Below are 16,034 nucleotides of genomic sequence, written 5' to 3' on the forward strand. Positions count from 1 at the left end.
ACGGCGCGGCGGAGGGCCAAGGAGGGTGGTACCGCGGGAGCGCGCCGCACACGGCGTGGACAAGGAGCTCTCGTCCCTCCGACGGAAGGCAGCAAGTCCGTTGGAGGATGCTCGCAGATGACAGCGCCGACGTACCGCCAGGTGCCCGCCCAGGTCGACCTGCCCGCGCTTGAGCACGCCGTGCTCGACTTCTGGCGCGAGCAGAAGATCTTCGCCAAGAGCCTGGAGCAGTCCGAGGGACGCCCGGAATGGGTGTTCTACGAGGGCCCGCCCACCGCGAACGGCATGCCCGGCGCCCACCACATCGAGGCCCGCGTCTTCAAGGACGTCTTCCCGCGCTTCCGCACCATGCGCGGCTACCACGTGGCCCGCAAGGCCGGCTGGGACTGCCACGGACTCCCGGTGGAGCTCGCCGTCGAGAAGGAGCTCGGCTTCTCCGGCAAGCAGGACATCGAGGCGTACGGCATCGCCGAGTTCAACGCCAAGTGCCGCGAGTCGGTGACCCGGCACACGGACGCCTTCGAGGAGCTCACGACCCGCATGGGTTACTGGGCCGACCTCCAGGACCCGTACCGCACCATGGACCCCGAGTACATCGAGTCCGTGTGGTGGTCGCTGAAGGAGATCTTCGACAAGGGCCTGCTGGTGCAGGACCACCGGGTCGCCCCCTGGTGCCCGCGCTGCGGCACCGGCCTGTCCGACCACGAGCTGGCCCAGGGCTACGAGACGGTCGTGGACCCGTCCGTGTACGTCCGCTTCCCGCTCACCTCCGGTCCGCTGGCCGGCGAGGCCGCGCTCCTGGTGTGGACGACGACCCCCTGGACCCTGGTGTCCAACACCGCGGTCGCGGCACACCCCGAGGTCACCTACGTCGTCGCCACCGACGGCCAGGAGAAGATCGTCGTCGCCGAGCCGCTCGTCGCGAAGGCGCTCGGCGAGGGCTGGGAGACCACCGGGCAGTCCTTCACGGGCGCCGAGATGGAGCGCTGGACGTACCGGCGCCCCTTCGAGCTGGTCGAGTTCCCGGAGCCCGCGCACTACGTGGTGAACGCCGAGTACGTCACCACGGAGGACGGTACGGGTCTGGTCCACCAGTCCCCCGCGTTCGGTGAGGACGACCTCAAGGTCTGCCGCTCCTACGGCCTGCCCGTGGTCAACCCGGTCCGCCCCGACGGCACCTTCGAGGAGGACGTGCCGCTCGTCGGCGGCGTCTTCTTCAAGAAGGCCGACGAGAAGCTCACCGAGGACCTGAAGGAGCGCGGCCTGCTCTTCCGGCACCTGCCGTACGAGCACAGCTACCCGCACTGCTGGCGCTGCCACACCGCGCTGCTGTACTACGCGCAGCCGTCCTGGTACATCCGCACCACCGCGATCAAGGACCGGCTGCTCCAGGAGAACGAGAAGACGAACTGGTTCCCGGACACGGTCAAGCACGGCCGGTACGGCGACTGGCTGAACAACAACATCGACTGGGCGCTGTCCCGCAACCGCTACTGGGGCACCCCGCTGCCCATCTGGCGCTGCGAGGAGGGCCACCTCACATGCGTCGGCTCGCGCACCGAGCTGACCGAGCTGACCGGCACCGACCAGTCGAACCTCGACCCGCACCGGCCCTACATCGACGACGTCACCTTCGTCTGCCGCCACGACGACTGCGGCCGGACGGCCACGCGCGTGCCGGAGGTCATCGACGCCTGGTACGACTCGGGCTCGATGCCGTTCGCGCAGTGGGGCTACCCGTACAAGAACAAGGAACTGTTCGAGGCCCGCTACCCGGCGCAGTTCATCTGCGAGGCCATCGACCAGACCCGCGGCTGGTTCTACACGCTGATGGCCGTCGGCACGCTGGTGTTCGACCAGTCGTCGTACGAGAACGTCGTCTGCCTGGGCCACATCCTCGCCGAGGACGGCCGCAAGATGTCCAAGCACCTGGGCAACATCCTGCAGCCGATCCCGCTCATGGACCAGCACGGCGCCGACGCGGTGCGCTGGTTCATGGCGGCCGGCGGCTCCCCGTGGGCGGCCCGCCGCGTCGGCCACGGCACCATCCAGGAGGTCGTCCGCAAGACACTGCTGACGTACTGGAACACGGTCGCCTTCCAGGCCCTGTACGCCCGCACGTCCGACTGGGCGCCGTCCGCCGCCGACCCGGCCCCGGCCGAGCGCCCGCTGCTGGACCGCTGGCTGCTGTCCGAACTGCACGCGCTCACCGACCAGGTGACGCAGTCCCTGGAGGCGTACGACACCCAGCGCGCCGGCAAGCTGCTGTCCGCGTTCGTGGACGACCTGTCGAACTGGTACGTCCGCCGCTCGCGCCGCCGTTTCTGGCAGGGCGACAAGGCGGCGCTGCGCACGCTGCACGAGGTGCTGGAGACGGTCACCAAGCTGATGGCGCCGATCACGCCGTTCATCACCGAGCGGGTGTGGCAGGACCTGGTGGTGCCGGTGAGCCCGGGCGCCCCCGAGTCGGTCCACCTGGCGACCTGGCCCGAGGCCGACCTGTCGGCGATCGACCCGGAGTTGTCGAAGCAGATGGTCCTGGTCCGCCGCCTGGTGGAGCTGGGCCGCGCCACGCGCGCGGAGTCCGGCGTCAAGACCCGCCAGCCGCTGTCCCGCGCGCTGATCGCCGCCACCGGCTTCGAGGCCCTGGACCGCGAACTGCACGCGCAGATCACGGAGGAGCTGAACGTCTCCTCGCTGGCGTCCCTCTCCGACGTCGGCGGATCGCTGGTCGACACGACGGCCAAGGCCAACTTCCGCGCCCTGGGCAAGCGGTTCGGCAAGCGGGTGCAGGACGTGGCCAAGGCGATCGCGAACGCGGACGCGGCCGCGTTGTCCCTCGCCCTGCGCGCGGGCACGGCGTCGGTGGACGTCGACGGGGAGACGGTCACCCTGGCCCCCGACGAGGTGATCATCACGGAGACCCCGCGCGAGGGCTGGTCGGTGGCCTCCGACTCCGGTGCCACGGTGGCGCTCGACCTGGAGATCACCGAGGATTTGCGGCAGGCGGGCCTGGCCCGTGACGCGATCCGGCTGATCCAGGAGGCCCGCAAGAACAGCGGCCTGGACGTCGCCGACCGCATCGCGCTGCGCTGGACCTCCACGGATCCGGCGGTCGTCGCGGCCCTCTCGGAGCACGCCGGCCTGATCGCCGAGGAGGTCCTGGCGACCGACTTCGCCCAGGGCGAGGCCGACGCCGGGTACGGCGAGCCGTTCACGGACGAGGGGCTGTCCCTCACCTTCCGGCTCCGCAAGGCGTAGTCGCCGCCAGAGCACGAAGGCCCGGTCCCCGCTGCGGGGGCCGGGCCTTCGGCGTTCCGAAGCGGCGCGGGGGCGGGGGCGGGACAGGAGGACGGACAGCGGGGCGGAGCGGAGGGTGCGCTCGCGATACCGGCCGAGGTTCGTCAACACGCGTAAAAAGGGCGGGCCCCCGGACCGAAGTCCGAGGGCCCGCCCTGAACGCTGCCGACGCCGTTGTCGTACTAGTGTCCGCGGCCCGTCAGTTGTCGTCCTCGTCGATCAGGAACCCGCGCATCGGCGAGGGCGCCTGCCCCATCGGGGACGGACCCTGCGGACGGACCGGAGCCATGGGCTGAGTCATCGCCGGGGTCATCTGCTGCTGACCGCCGTAGGACGGGGCGGACGGAGCCGGCCCGCCGCCCATGCCCTGGTTGCCTCCGTAGGACGGAGCGCTCGCGCCGGCCGGGGCCATCGAGGGCGCCGGGGACGGCGGAAGCGAGGCGGTGGCCGGAGTGCGCGGCGGCGCCAGGGAGTCGTCGGCCTGGGTCTCCAACTGACGCAGCTGGGACTCGAGGTACGACTTCAGACGCGTGCGGTACTCGCGCTCGAAGCCGCGCAGGTCCTCGACCTTGCGCTCCAGCGTGGCGCGGGCGGACTCCAGGGAGCCCATCGCGACGCGGTGCTTCTCCTGCGCGTCCCGCTCCAGCGCGTCGGCCTTGGCACGGGCGTCACGCTCCAGACCCTCGGCGCGGCTGCGGGCCTCGCCGACGATCTTGTTGGCCTCGGAACGGGCCTCGGCGATCGCCTGGTCGGCGGTCTGCTGGGCCAGCGAGAGGACTCGGGCGGCGCTGTCGCCACCGGGGCCCTGACCGGGGCCGCCCATCGGACCGCCCATGGGGCCGCCCATCGGGCCACCCATCTGCTGCTGCATGGGCGGCTGACCACCCATGGGGCCCTGACCCATCGGACCCTGGCCCATCGGGCCGGGACCCTGCGGGCCGCCCTGACCGCCGGGACCGGCGGGCAGCTGCGGGGCGCCGCTCGGCAGCTGAGGCGGACCACCCATGGGGCCACCCATCTGCTGCGGCGGGCCCGATATGCCGGCGGGCACCGGAGCGCCGGGACCTCGCATCCCCTGCTGAGGCATACCGCCCTGCTGGGGCATACCACCCTGCTGGGGCATACCGCCCTGCTGGGGCATTCCGCCCTGCTGGGGCATTCCGCCCTGCTGCTGGTCCTGCTCCGGGGGCTTGCGCATGTTCTGCTGGTTCTGGGCAGCAGCGCGCGTGGCCGCGGCCAGTTTGGCGCGCAGGTCCTCGTTCTCGCGGAGCAGGCGCGTCAGTTCGGCTTCGACCTCGTCGAGGAAGGCATCGACCTCGTCCTCGTCATAGCCTTCTCGGAGGCGGACGGTCGTGAACTGCTTGTTCCGCACGTCCTCGGGGGTCAACGGCATCTCTTCACCTCAACGTAGTCATCGGCAGTCGGCAAGACCGTATCGTCCATCCTCATCACACAAATCTTTGTGCGACGGAGATGAGGATCCAGACGATGATCATCAGTACGAAGAAGGACAGGTCGAGCGCCACGCCCCCGAGACGCAGCGGCGGAATGAACCGCCGCAGAAGCTTCAGCGGTGGATCGGTGACAGTGTAGGTGGCCTCCAGGACGACCACCATCGCCTTGCCGGGTTGCCACGAGCGGGCGAACTGGAAGACATAGTCCATGACCAGCCGGAAGATCAGCACGACGAGGAACACCATCAGCGCGATGTAGATCACCTGCGCGAACACGCTCATGGCCTGGCTTTCCCTCTCCCCTGTTCCCTGCTTTTCCCGGTGGTACGTCTCAGCTCTGGTTGAAGAACCCGCCCTCTGCGATGCGGGCCTTGTCCTCCGCCGTGACATCGACGTTAGCAGGAGACAACAGGAACACCTTCTGCGTCACCCGCTCGATGCTGCCGTGAAGACCAAACACCAAACCGGCCGCAAAGTCGACAAGTCGCTTCGCGTCTGTGTCATCCATCTCAGTCAGATTCATGATCACCGGGGTGCCCTCACGGAAGTGTTCCCCGATGGTACGGGCTTCGTTGTAGGTCCGCGGGTGCAGCGTGGTGATCCGGTAAGGCTCCCGCTCGGACACGACCTTGGGCATGATCACCGGTGCGTTCTTCTCCAGGGACTGGCGTTCTTGTGTGATGGATGCCACGGGCGCGATACGCGCCGGGCGCCCGGATTCCGCGGCGAGCGAAGTCGCACGGGCCACCGGCTCGCGTGGCGCGGGCTGTTGCACGATTCGCGCCTCTTCGTCCCTTTGGGACTGATGCGCACCGTGTGACTGGTGTGACACCTCGTGCCGTCGGTGGTCCCGGTCGAGTTCCGGGTCCAGCTCGGGCTCGAAGTCGTCGTCGGGATCGAATCCGCGGCCGTCGTACCCATCGTCCTCCACGAGGCCGAGGTAGACCGCCATCTTGCGCATCGCGCCGGCCATTCTCTGAGTCCTCCGCTCTGTGGTGGATCGACTGCGACTGCCAAGTGCCCGCGATCCACGTGGCCCTTGTGCCCGCTTTCGCGAACATTGACCATATTTTCTGCTGTGGTCCGACTTCCTGGCGACGTTACCCGAGCCTGGGGCGGACTCCGAGTACCGCAGTGCCGACGCGCACATGTGTCGCTCCGGCCGCCACGGCCTGCTCGAGGTCCGCACTCATCCCTGCGGACACCATGGTTGCAGCCGGATGGGCCCGGCGCAGGTCAGTCGACAAATCCATGAGCCGTTCGAACGCCGCCTGTTCGCGTCCCGCGTACTCCCCGGTGAGCGGCGCGACGGTCATCAGACCGTCGAGCCGCAGTCCCGGCGATCCGGCCACGAGGCCGGCCAACTCCTCGATCCCGCCCGGCGCGACACCGCCGCGCTCGCCCCGGGCGCTCTCCCCCGCGTCCAGCGCGACCTGGATGAGGCATCCGACCTCGCGCCCGGCACGCCCCGCCTCCTTGGACAGTGCGGTGACGAGCCGGCCCCGGTCGACGGACTGCACGAAATCGGCATAACCGACCACGGAACGGACCTTATTGGTCTGCAACTGACCGACGAAATGCCATTTCAGCGGCAGATCCGCGCATGCGGCCGCCTTCGGCGCGGCGTCCTGGTCGCGGTTCTCGGCGACGTGCCGCACGCCGAGCTCCGACAGGATGCGCACATCGCTCGCCGGGTAGGTCTTGGTGACCACGATCAGGGTCACCTCTTCCCGCTCGCGCCCGGCCGCCGCGCACGCGGCGGTGATGCGCTGTTCCACGTTCGCCAGGTTCGCGGCGAGTTCGGTCTTACGGTCCGTCATGCCCCATCAGTCCAGCCAGACATATCCGGCGAGCCGCCCGGTGGTGCGGTCGCGGCGGTACGAGTAATGGTCGCCCGACTCCAGGGTGCACACCGGGGACTGCGCGCGGTCGCGCACCCCGAGCCGCTCGAGCTGGGCGTGCACTCCGGCGCTCACGTCCACCGCCGGAGTGCCCCAGCTGGTTTCGGCGTGCGCCGCCGGCTCGACCGCGGCCACTTCCGCGCGCATCTCCTCCGGCACCTCGTAGCACCGGCCGCAGACGGCCGGCCCGGTGCGGGCGGTGATCCGCTCGGCCTCGGCGCCCAGTTCGACCATGGCCCGTACGGCGGCGGGGACGACCCCCTTGATCATTCCCGGCCGGCCCGCGTGGGCGGCGGCCACGACCCCGGCGACCGGGTCGGCCAGCAGCACCGGCACGCAGTCGGCGGTGAGGACCGCGAGCGCGAGCCCCCGGCGCGCGGTGACGACCGCGTCGACCTCCGGCACCGGCTTCCCGCCCCAGGGCGCGTCCACGACGGCGACGTCGGCCTTGTGCACCTGGTTCATCCAGACGACGGCGTCGGCGCCGAGGCCGAGCGACTCCGCCGCCAGCTCCCGGTTCGCCCGGACCGATCCGGGGTCGTCGCCGACCGCGCCGCCGAGGTTGAGCTCCTCATACGGAGCGGCGCTCACCCCGCCCCACCGGTCGGTGAAGGCGAAGTGCGCGCCGCTCACGCTCTCGCGCTGTCCTATCACTTCAGGAAGTCCGGTACGTCCAGTTCCTCCGCCGCGCTGTCCGCGTAGGTGCGCGGCGCGGGCGGGACCGACGGGCTGACCGGGATCTCGGCGACCGGCTCGGGCGCGGGCTCCGGCTCCTCCTTCGGCGTCACGCTGCCGAGCGAGCCGAACGACGGGCGGCTCTCCGGCTGCCGCGCCGGAGCGGGCTCCTCGCGGCGGGGCGCGGACGAGCCGGAGGCGGAGGCGGAACCGAGGACGTTGTCCCGGCGGGCCGGCGGCTGACCGCCGTCGAAGCCGGCCGCGATCACGGTGACGCGCACCTCGTCGCCGAGGGCGTCGTCGATGACCGCGCCGAAGATGATGTTCGCCTCGGGGTGGGCGGCCTCGCTGACCAGCTGGGCGGCCTCGTTGATCTCGAACAGACCGAGGTCGGAACCGCCGGAGATGGAGAGCAGCACGCCGCGGGCGCCGTCGATGGATGCCTCCAGCAGCGGCGAGGAGATCGCCATCTCGGCCGCGGCCACCGCGCGGTCGTCGCCGCGGGCCGAGCCGATGCCCATCAGGGCCGAACCGGCCTCGGACATGACCGACTTGACGTCGGCGAAGTCCAGGTTGATCAGGCCGGGCGTGGTGATGAGGTCGGTGATGCCCTGCACACCGGAGAGCAGGACCTGGTCGGCCGACTTGAAGGCGTCCAGGACCGAGACCTGCCGGTCCGAGATGGACAGCAGCCGGTCGTTGGGGATGACGATGAGGGTGTCGACCTCTTCGCGCAGTTCGGCGATGCCGTCCTCGGCCTGGTTCGCGCGGCGCCGTCCCTCGAAGGTGAACGGGCGCGTGACCACGCCGATGGTGAGCGCGCCCAGCGAGCGCGCGATGTTGGCCACGACGGGCGCGCCGCCGGTACCGGTGCCGCCGCCCTCACCGGCCGTCACGAAGACCATGTCGGCCCCCTTGAGGACCTCCTCGATCTCCTCGCGGTGGTCCTCGGCGGCCTTGCGGCCGACGGCCGGGTTGGCTCCGGCGCCGAGTCCGCGGGTGAGTTCGCGGCCGACGTCGAGCTTCACGTCGGCGTCGCTCATCAACAGCGCCTGTGCGTCGGTGTTGATGGCGATGAACTCGACGCCCTTGAGACCGACCTCGATCATCCGGTTGATGGCATTGACACCACCGCCGCCGACACCGATGACCTTGATGACTGCGAGGTAGTTCTGCGGTGCTGCCACGTCGAAGGCCTCTCGCCTCGAATTACGTTGTCGCCGCCGGGCGGTTCCCCGCACCGGGACGACGGATGCCGAATGGGACGGTCCGTAACGCCGACCCGAACCCTAACCCTGAAGTTTAGGGTTACCAGTGTGTCTGTTCCTTGAAGTCTTCTGAACAGGACACTAAGTCGACAAGCGGCGCCCGTTCAACGAACACGCCGAACCTCCCGTTTTTCTTTTCACCCTATGTGATCAGCCGTAGCAGTGCCCAACCAGGGTGCTGGCCTGCGCTGATACCCGTCAACTCCCCGCTGACGCAGGCGCGGTGGGCACGCTCACGTCGAAGTGCCGGGCGCCTGGAGCTGCTTTCATGAGTGCCGTGAGGGCCCGTGCCTTGGCGCGGCCGTTCTCACCGCTGCCCCAGGCGACCGTCCGGCCGTCGGCCAGCTCCACCGAGATGTCGTCGTAGGACCGGACTTGGACGGTCCGGGTGTCCCGCGCGACGGCGGCCGGGAGGGCCGCGGCCACCCCCACCGCCTCGCGCACCAGACGGCCGGCGCCGAAGCGCCGGAGGCTCGCGGCGGCCGGGTCCGACCGGGAAGCGGTCAGTTCCAGCAGCGGAACGCCTTTCGGCGCCTGGGAAACGGTGGCGAAACGGACACCCTCGTGGTCGACTTCGACGAAGTTCCCGGCTTTGCGGACCAGGAGTACCGGAGTCCGCTCGGTCACCTTCAGGCCGATTCCGTGGGGCCAGGCGCGAACGACCGAAACGGTGTCAATTCGGGGCAGTTTCCGGCGGAGTCGGGCTTCGACGGCGTCCGTGTCGACGGAGACCAGCGGCGCCCCCACCGGCACGGAGGCGACCTCCCGTACGTCGGCGGGGGTCAGCATCCGCGTGCCGGAGACCGAGACGTGCCGCACGCGCAGCCACGAGGAGCCGTACAACACCCAGGTGGAGCCCGCCCCGAGGAGCACCAGGGCGACGGCAAGAATGACGATCATACGAAGGCGGGCCCGCCTCAGCCGGCGCGCGGGCGGCGGGCCGGACGACTCCTGCTGGCGTTCACCGCGCTCGGCGGTAGTCGATCCGGCCACCCTCACTGCCCCTTCGTCATATGGTCCTATCGGCGTGAGGCGATCGCCTCGTACACCATGCCGACGAGCAGCTCGTCGGCGTCCCTGCGGCCGAACTCGCCCGCCGCGCGCGACATCTCGTAGAGCCGGTGCGGGTCCGCGAGCACGGGCAGGACGTTCTGCTGCACCCACTCGGGAGTGAGTTCCGCGTCGTCGACGAGGAGTCCGCCGCCCGCCTTCACCACCGGCTGGGCGTTCAGCCGCTGTTCGCCGTTGCCGATGGGCAGCGGGACGTAGGCGGCCGGCAGTCCGACGGCGGAGAGTTCGGCGACGGTCATCGCGCCCGCGCGGCAGAGCATCAAGTCGGCCGCGGCGTACGCGAGGTCCATCCGGTCCAGGTAACTTACCGGGATGTAGGGCGGCATTCCCGGCATCTGCTGCACCTGCGGCAGTTCGTTCTTCGGGCCGACCGCGTGCAGGATCTGGATTCCGGCCTGCTGCAGCCACGGCGCGACCTGCTGGACCACCTCGTTGAGGCGCCGCGCGCCCTGGGAGCCGCCGGAGACCAGCAGGGTGGGCAGGTTCGGGTCCAGGCCGAAGCGGGCGCGCGCCTCCGGACGGGCGGCGGCCCGGTCCAGGGTGGCGATGGTGCGGCGCAGCGGGATGCCGATGTAGCGGGCGTCGCGCAGCTTGCTGTCCGGGGTGGAGACGGCGACCCGGGCGGCATACCGGGAGCCGATCTTGTTGGCCAGGCCCGGGCGGGCGTTGGCCTCGTGGATCACGATGGGCACACCGAGGCGCTTGGCGGCCAGGTAGGCGGGCAGGGCGACGTAGCCGCCGAAGCCGACCACGGCGTCCGCCTTGGTGCGCTCGAGGATCTGCTCGGCGGCCTTGATCGTGCCGCGCAGCCGGCCCGGGACGGTGATCAGCTCCGGGGTGGGCTTGCGGGGCAGCGGCACCGCGGGGATCAGCGCCAGCTCGTAGCCGCGCTCCGGGACGAGCCTGGTCTCCAGGCCGCGCTCCGTGCCCAGGGCCGTGATTCCCACGGTCGGGTCCTGCCTGCGCAGGGCGTCCGCGAGGGCGAGCGCGGGCTCGATGTGGCCCGCGGTACCTCCGCCGGCGAGTACGACATGCACCGAAATTCACCGCTCTCCGGACGGACGCGCCGCCGAGGCGCGCCGTCGCATCGTGTTCCATCTCCGAGGCCCCCGCTCGGCACCGGGGCCTCCTGCCCGCTTTCTACCAAAGCGAGGTTGCCGCATCGCAAGCGCCGCCCGCGCAGCGGGGTCGTCGCGCGCGAAGGCGATCAGCAACCCGATGGCGAACATGGTCGGCAGCAGGGCGGACCCTCCGTAGGAGAACAGCGGGAGCGGGACGCCGGCGATCGGCAGCAGACCGAGCACCGCACCGATGTTGATCACCGCCTGGGCGGTGATCCAGGTGGTCACGCCTCCCGCGGCGTACCTCACGAAGGGGTCCTCCGTGCGTCCGGCCACGCGGATACCCGCATAGCCTAGAGCCGCGAACAGGGCGAGCACCGACAGCGTCCCCGCCAGACCCAGTTCCTCACCGGTGACGGCGAAGATGAAGTCGGTGTGCGCTTCGGGCAGTTGGCCCCATTTCTCCACACTCGCGCCGAGGCCCGAGCCGAACAGTCCGCCGGAGGCGAGGGCGTAGATCCCGTGCACGGCCTGCCAGCAGTCGGCCACTCCGGACTTGGGCTCGGTGGCGCCGATGCAGGCCAGCCGGGCCATCCGGTTGGGGCTGGTCTTGATGAGCACGACACCGATCAGGCCGGCGATCGAGAGCACGCCGGCGAACAGCCGGGTCGGCGCCCCCGCCAGCCACAGCAGGCCGAAGAGGATAGCTGTGAGAATGATCGCGGTGCCCATGTCGCCGCCGAGCATGATCAGGCCCAGCAGCATGAAGGAGGCCGGTACCAGAGGCACCAGCATGTGCTTCCACTGGGTCAGCAGCTTGCGCTCCTGCTTGCGCGCGATGAGGTCCGCGCCCCACAGCACCAGGGCGAGCTTGCCGAACTCGCTGGGCTGGATCTGGAAGGAACCGCCGAGGGAGATCCAGTTCTGGTTGCCGTTGACCGCCATCCCTATCCCGGGCACCTGCACCAGCACCATGAGGAAGACGGCGCCGGCCAGGATCGGATAGGCCAGCGCGCGGTGCAGCTTCACCGGCATGCGGGAGGCGACGAACATCAGCGCGCCGCCGATCGCCGCGGCGAGGAACTGCTTGCGGAAGAAGTACGAGCCCGGGAGCGAAAGCTGCAGCGCGGTGATCTGGGAGGCCGAGTAGACCATCACCAGACCCAGCACGGTGATCAGCAGACTGCCGCCGAGGATCAGGTAGTACGCGGTCAGCGGCCGGTCCCAGGCCTTTCGCGCGCGCGTGTAGAGCCGCTGCACGGGGTTCTCGCGCGGCGGTCCGGGGAGCGCCGGGCGCCGGGCGGCCCGCTGGACGGGCGGGCGGCCGGTACGGCTACCGGGCATGGGCGCCTCCACTGAACGTCGACCGTCCCACGCGTCCCTCCCAAGATCCGCCCGGCGGGCGGCCGGGTCAGGCGCCGAGTTCGCGGACCGCGGCCGCGAACGCGTCGCCGCGCTGGTTGTAGTTGGTGAACATGTCCATGGAGGCGCAGGCCGGGGCCAGCAGCACGGTGTCGCCGGGCCGGGCCAGCCGCTTCGCCTCCGTCACCGCCTGGAGCATCGCCCCAGTGTCGGTCCGTTCGAGGTCGACGACGGGTACTTCCGGGGCGTGTCGCGCCAGGGCCTCGCGGATCAGGGCACGGTCGGCGCCGATCAGGACGGCCGCGCGCAGCCGCTTCGCCGACTTGGCGACCAGTTCGTCGAAGGTGGCGCCCTTCGCCAGACCGCCCGCAATCCATACGATCGACTCATATGACGCCAACGAGGCTTCCGTGGCGTGGGTGTTGGTGGCCTTGGAGTCGTCCACGTACGCCACCCCGTCGATGTCCGCGACGTGCGCGATGCGGTGGGCGTCCGGACGGAAGGCCCGCAGGCCGTCGCGTACGGCGGTGGCGGGCACGCCGTAGGCGCGCGCGAGGGCGGCGGCGGCAAGGGCGTTGGCGATGTTGTGCGGGGCCGGCGGGTTGACGTCGGAGACCTCGGCCAGTTCCTGCGCGCTCTTGTGCCGGTTCGCCACGAAGGCGCGGTCGACCAGGATGCCGTCCACGACGCCGAGTTGGGAGGGACCGGGCGTGCCGAGGGTGAAGCCGACGGCCCGGCAGCCCTCCTCGACGTCGGCCCCGCGCACCAGGTCCTCGGTGAGCTTGTCGGCCACGTTGTAGACGCAGGCGACCCGGTTGCCCGCGTAGATACGGCCCTTGTCGGCCGCGTAGGCCTCCATGGAGCCGTGCCAGTCGAGGTGGTCCGGTGCCAGGTTCAGGACGGCCGCGGAGTGGGCGCGCAGGGAGGGCGCCCAGTGGAGCTGGTAGCTGGACAGCTCCACGGCGAGGACGTCGTACTCCTCCTCGCCGAGTACCGCGTCCAGCAGGGAGACGCCGATGTTGCCCACGGCGGCGGTGCGCAGGCCCGCGGCCGCCAGGATGGAGGCGAGCATCTGCACGGTGGTGGTCTTGCCGTTGGTGCCCGTCACGGCCAGCCAGGGCGCCGCGTCGGGTCCCCTGAGGCGCCAGGCCAGCTCCACGTCGCCCCAGACCGGCACGTCCGCCTTCGCGGCGGCGAGGAACAGGGGCTTGTCCGGCTTCCAGCCGGGCGCGGTGACGATCAGCTCGGTGCCTTCCGGCAGGGTGGCGCCGTCGCCGAGGCGCACGGTGACGCCGAGCGCCTCCAGCTCCGCGGCCTGCTCCCGCGCGCGTGCGTCGTCGCCGTCGTTGACGACCGTGACGACCGCACCGCGCGCGTGCAGCACCTTGGCCGCCGGGACGCCGGAGACGCCGAGCCCGGCGACGGTGACGTGCTTGCCCTGGAATTCGGAAGGCACCGAGGAGGTCACTTGTCCGCTGCCCATCCCGCGTAGAAGAGGCCCAGTCCGACGATCACACAGATGCCCTGGATGATCCAGAAACGGACCACCACCAGGACCTCGGACCAGCCCTTGAGTTCGAAGTGGTGCTGGAGTGGCGCCATCCGGAAGACGCGCTTGCCGGTGAGCCGGAAGGAGCCGACCTGGATGACGACCGACATGGTGATGAGGACGAACAGGCCGCCCATGATGGCCACCAGCAGCTCGGTGCGGGAGAGGATGGCCAGGCCGGTGAGGACACCGCCGAGGGCGAGCGAACCGGTGTCGCCCATGAAGATCTTGGCCGGCGAGGTGTTCCACCACAGGAAGCCCAGGCAGGCGCCCATCAGCGCGGAGGCGACCACGGCGAGGTCCAGCGGGTCGCGTACCTCGTAGCAGGCGCCCGGGTTGGTCAGCGTCGTCGCGTTGGCGCAGGACTCCTGGAACTGCCAGACGCCGATGAACGTGTAGGCGCCGAAGACGAGCACGGAGGCGCCGGTGGCGAGGCCGTCCAGACCGTCGGTGAGGTTCACGCCGTTGGACATCGCCAGGATCATGAACAGCGCCCAGACGACGAACAGCACCGGGCCGATGCTCCAGCCGAAGTCGGTGATGAACGACAGCTTCGTGGACGCCGGGGTGTTGCCGCGCGCGTCCGCGAACATCAGCGACAGCACCGCGAAGCCGATGCCGACGATGAGCTGGCCGGCCATCTTGGCCTTGGCCCGCAGACCGAGCGAGCGCCGCTTGACGATCTTGATGTAGTCGTCCAGGAAGCCGACCAGGCCCATGCCGAACATCAGGCCGAGGACCAGCAGTCCGGAGTAGGTGGGGGGGTAGCCGGTGATGAGCTTGCTCAGGAAGTACGCGGCGATGGTCGCCAGGATGAAGGCGATGCCGCCCATGGTCGGCGTACCGCGCTTGCTGGCGTGCTCGCGCGGGCCGTCGTCACGGATGTACTGGCCGTAGCCCTTGCGGGCGAGGAGCTTGATCAGCAGCGGGGTGCCGACCAGCGTCAGGAAGAGGCCAATGACTCCTGAGAACAGGATCTGCTTCATCATCGGGCGGCAACCTCACCCTCGGCACCGGTCTCGAGCAGCGCCTGGGCGACACCCTCGAGCCCGACCGAACGGGACGCCTTCACGAGCACGACGTCCCCCGGGCGCAACTCGCTGCGCAACAGGTCGACCGCCGCCTGTGCGTCGGACACGTGCACCGACTCCTCACCCCACGAACCCTCGTTATATGCGCCCAGTTGCAGCCAGGAGGCCTCAATCCCCCCGACCGCGACGAGCTTGCTGACGTTGAGCCGGACGGCGAGCCGTCCGACGGCGTCGTGCTCGGCGAGCGCCTCGTCCCCCAGCTCGGCCATCTTGCCGAGCACCGCCCACGTACGGCGCCCCTTGCCCATGGCCGCGAGCGCCCTGAGGGCGGCCCGCACGGACTCGGGGTTGGCGTTGTAGGCGTCGTTGACGATGGTCACGCCGTCCGGGCGCTCCGTGACCTCCATGCGCCAGCGGGAGAGGGAGCCCGCCTCGGAGAGCGCGGTGGCGATCTCAGCTGCGGACATGCCCAGCTCATGGGCGACGGCGGCCGCGGCGAGCGCGTTCGACACGTGGTGCTCACCGTACAGGCGCATGGTCACATCGCTTGCACCGGAGGGTGTGTGAAGCCTGAACGCGGGCTGTCCGCTGTCCGTGAGTCGCACGTTCTCGGCGCGTACGTCCGCTTCGGCCGACTCTCCGAAAAGGACCACCTTCGCCTTGGTACGGGAGGCCATGGCCCGGACCAGCGGGTCGTCGGCGTTGAGGATCGCCGCGCCGTCCTCCGGAAGCGCCTCCACGAGTTCGCCCTTGGCCTGGGCGATCTGCTCGCGGCCGCCGAACTCGCCGATGTGGGCGGTGCCCACGTTGAGCACCAGGCCGATCCGCGGCGGGGTGAGGCCGGCGAGGTAGCGGATGTGCCCGATGCCGCGGGCGCCCATCTCCAGTACGAGGAAGCGGGTTTCGGCGGTGGCGCTGAGCGCGGTGAGGGGCAGCCCGATCTCGTTGTTGAGCGAGCCGGGCGTGTACACGGTCGGCGCCTTGCGTTGCAGCACCTGCGCGATGAGGTCCTTGGTGCTGGTCTTGCCGGCGGAGCCGGTCAGCGCCACGAGGGTCGCGCCGAGGCTGCGTACGACGTGACGGGCGAGGGCGCCGAGGGCGGCCTGGACGTCCTCGACGACGATCGCGGGCACGCCGACCGGCCGGGAGGCCAGGACGGCCGCGGCGCCGGCCCCGACGACCGCCCGCGCGTAGTCGTGCCCGTCGGCGCGCTCGCCGACGAAGGCGACGAAGAGGCTGCCCGGGACCACCTCCCGGGAGTCCCGGACCACCGGTCCGGTGACCTGGACGGACGGATCCGGTATGTCGTGCGTCTGCCCGCCGACGACTTCGGCGATCTCGGCGAGGGAGAGGGCGATCACA

The 16,034-nt window shown here is 70.5% G+C and carries 13 protein-coding genes; 1 reads left to right on the forward strand and 12 read right to left on the reverse strand.

The features are described from left to right. Positions 1-117 precede the first annotated feature (117 nt). Complete coding sequence (gene ileS / locus ACWCPN_RS18745) at positions 118-3,261, forward strand: isoleucine--tRNA ligase (RefSeq protein WP_451207288.1); 3,144 nt, start codon at positions 118-120, stop codon at positions 3,259-3,261. Positions 3,262-3,499: 238 nt separating this feature from the next. Here the strand turns inward: ileS and ACWCPN_RS18750 are convergent, their stop codons facing one another. The 12 genes from ACWCPN_RS18750 to ACWCPN_RS18805 form a co-directional block, all read right to left on the reverse strand. Beyond that, on the reverse strand, positions 3,500-4,693 hold the full coding sequence (locus ACWCPN_RS18750) for a DivIVA domain-containing protein (protein ID WP_365126632.1): 1,194 nt from the start codon (positions 4,691-4,693) through the stop codon (positions 3,500-3,502). A 55-nt stretch (positions 4,694-4,748) separates the two neighbouring features. Next, positions 4,749-5,036: a YggT family protein gene (locus ACWCPN_RS18755; RefSeq protein WP_143636437.1), complete on the reverse strand. Its 288-nt coding sequence runs from the start codon at positions 5,034-5,036 to the stop codon at positions 4,749-4,751. A gap of 49 nt (positions 5,037-5,085) precedes the next feature. Continuing rightward, the gene (locus ACWCPN_RS18760) at positions 5,086-5,727 is read right to left on the reverse strand and encodes a cell division protein SepF (protein ID WP_199210204.1); all 642 of its coding nucleotides are present in this window, start codon (positions 5,725-5,727) and stop codon (positions 5,086-5,088) included. A gap of 127 nt (positions 5,728-5,854) precedes the next feature. Continuing rightward, a complete protein-coding gene (locus tag ACWCPN_RS18765; protein ID WP_451207293.1) occupies positions 5,855-6,574 on the reverse strand; it encodes a YggS family pyridoxal phosphate-dependent enzyme in 720 nt (239 codons plus the stop codon). A gap of 6 nt (positions 6,575-6,580) precedes the next feature. Further along, positions 6,581-7,309, reverse strand: a complete 729-nt coding sequence (pgeF, locus tag ACWCPN_RS18770; RefSeq protein WP_451207296.1) for a peptidoglycan editing factor PgeF — start codon at positions 7,307-7,309, stop codon at positions 6,581-6,583. Then, the gene (gene ftsZ, locus ACWCPN_RS18775) at positions 7,306-8,517 is read right to left on the reverse strand and encodes a cell division protein FtsZ (RefSeq protein WP_451207299.1); all 1,212 of its coding nucleotides are present in this window, start codon (positions 8,515-8,517) and stop codon (positions 7,306-7,308) included. Before ftsZ ends, pgeF begins: the two co-directional genes overlap by 4 nt. A gap of 279 nt (positions 8,518-8,796) precedes the next feature. After that, the gene (locus ACWCPN_RS18780) at positions 8,797-9,591 is read right to left on the reverse strand and encodes an FtsQ-type POTRA domain-containing protein (protein WP_199210208.1); all 795 of its coding nucleotides are present in this window, start codon (positions 9,589-9,591) and stop codon (positions 8,797-8,799) included. A gap of 26 nt (positions 9,592-9,617) precedes the next feature. Then, on the reverse strand, positions 9,618-10,706 hold the full coding sequence (gene murG, locus ACWCPN_RS18785) for an undecaprenyldiphospho-muramoylpentapeptide beta-N-acetylglucosaminyltransferase (protein ID WP_199210209.1): 1,089 nt from the start codon (positions 10,704-10,706) through the stop codon (positions 9,618-9,620). A gap of 6 nt (positions 10,707-10,712) precedes the next feature. Next, positions 10,713-12,074 (reverse strand): putative lipid II flippase FtsW, encoded by a 1,362-nt coding sequence (gene ftsW, locus ACWCPN_RS18790; protein ID WP_365126638.1) that lies wholly within the window; start codon positions 12,072-12,074, stop codon positions 10,713-10,715. Positions 12,075-12,141: 67 nt separating this feature from the next. Beyond that, the gene (murD, locus tag ACWCPN_RS18795; protein ID WP_451207304.1) at positions 12,142-13,575 is read right to left on the reverse strand and encodes a UDP-N-acetylmuramoyl-L-alanine--D-glutamate ligase; all 1,434 of its coding nucleotides are present in this window, start codon (positions 13,573-13,575) and stop codon (positions 12,142-12,144) included. Further along, positions 13,557-14,627: a phospho-N-acetylmuramoyl-pentapeptide-transferase gene (mraY, locus tag ACWCPN_RS18800; protein WP_250404933.1), complete on the reverse strand. Its 1,071-nt coding sequence runs from the start codon at positions 14,625-14,627 to the stop codon at positions 13,557-13,559. Before mraY ends, murD begins: the two co-directional genes overlap by 19 nt. Beyond that, the gene (locus ACWCPN_RS18805) at positions 14,627-16,033 is read right to left on the reverse strand and encodes a UDP-N-acetylmuramoyl-tripeptide--D-alanyl-D-alanine ligase (RefSeq protein ID WP_451207307.1); all 1,407 of its coding nucleotides are present in this window, start codon (positions 16,031-16,033) and stop codon (positions 14,627-14,629) included. The genes mraY and ACWCPN_RS18805 overlap by 1 nt, the downstream gene beginning before the upstream one ends. Position 16,034 lies beyond the last annotated feature (1 nt).

Source organism: Streptomyces sp. NPDC002386 (assembly GCF_053593175.1).